General features: G+C 63.3%; 3 protein-coding genes. All 3 read left to right on the top strand.

Features of this window, described 5'->3' with window-relative positions:
- Positions 1–373, top strand: a 373-nt coding sequence (locus V6C16_RS14500) for a chorismate synthase (RefSeq protein WP_333543592.1), incomplete at its 5' end; no start/stop codon positions are given.
- Positions 370–675, top strand: coding sequence for a helix-hairpin-helix domain-containing protein (locus tag V6C16_RS14495; protein WP_333543591.1), 306 nt, complete (start codon positions 370–372; stop codon positions 673–675). The genes V6C16_RS14500 and V6C16_RS14495, both read left to right, overlap by 4 nt.
- Positions 672–825, top strand: a 154-nt coding sequence (locus tag V6C16_RS15020; protein WP_442886250.1) for a YrrC family ATP-dependent DNA helicase, incomplete at its 3' end; no start/stop codon positions are given. The genes V6C16_RS14495 and V6C16_RS15020, both read left to right, overlap by 4 nt.

Genomic DNA, 825 nt, shown 5'->3' with positions numbered 1-825 from the left:
GGTCAAGGGCGTCGAGGTGGGCGAAGGCTTTGCCGCAGCGGCCCTGCGCGGTTCGCAAAACAACGATCCCCTGCTCCCGGCTGACGAACCGGGACCTGGCAAGGCGCGCTTTGCCTCCAACCATGCAGGCGGCATCCTGGGCGGCATATCCAGCGGGCAGGACATTATCCTGCGCGCCGCCGTCAAGCCCATAGCCTCCATAGCCGTTACGCAAAAAACCGTGGACAGGCAGGGCCAGCCCGTGGACATACTCATTGGCGGGCGTCACGACCTGTCCGCCATACCGCGCATCATACCCGTGCTGGAGGCAATGACAGCCCTGGCCCTGGCAGACGCCCTGCTTTTGCAGCAGCGCATGGGAATAGGCGCATGAAAAAGCATCCCCTGTGCGGCCTGCGGTCTGTGGGGCCTGCTGCGCTCAAGGACTTTGACCTGATCGGCGTGACGGATATGCACGACCTTGCCAGCCGCGACCCGCAGGAACTGTATGACGCTTTGTGCCGCCTCAAGGGGCAGAAGGTGGACATCTGCTGCCTTGACGTCATGCACTGCGCAGTAGCGCAGGCCCGCGACCCGCATCTGCCCTCTGAACAGCGTGACTGGTTCTGGTGGTCACGCCGCCGCAAGGCCTCGCCTGGCGGCAAAAGCCAAGCTTCTGGAAATTCGCTGCCATGAAGGACATGCCCCTGCTGCAAGACCCGGATGCCGTTGAAATTTCCGGCACTGTGGAACGCGTTATCTTTCATAACGAAGAGAACGGCTGTACCGTACTGCGCCTTATGCCCGCCGCCGCCAACAGCGGCGGTGGCGACGGCGGCCTTACCC

The sequence above is a fragment of the Desulfovibrio sp. 1188_IL3213 genome (assembly GCF_036763145.1).
Classification (GTDB): domain Bacteria; phylum Desulfobacterota; class Desulfovibrionia; order Desulfovibrionales; family Desulfovibrionaceae; genus Desulfovibrio.
The sequence above is the reverse complement of the archived record's forward strand: the minus strand, read 5'-3'. Positions and strand labels throughout refer to the sequence as shown.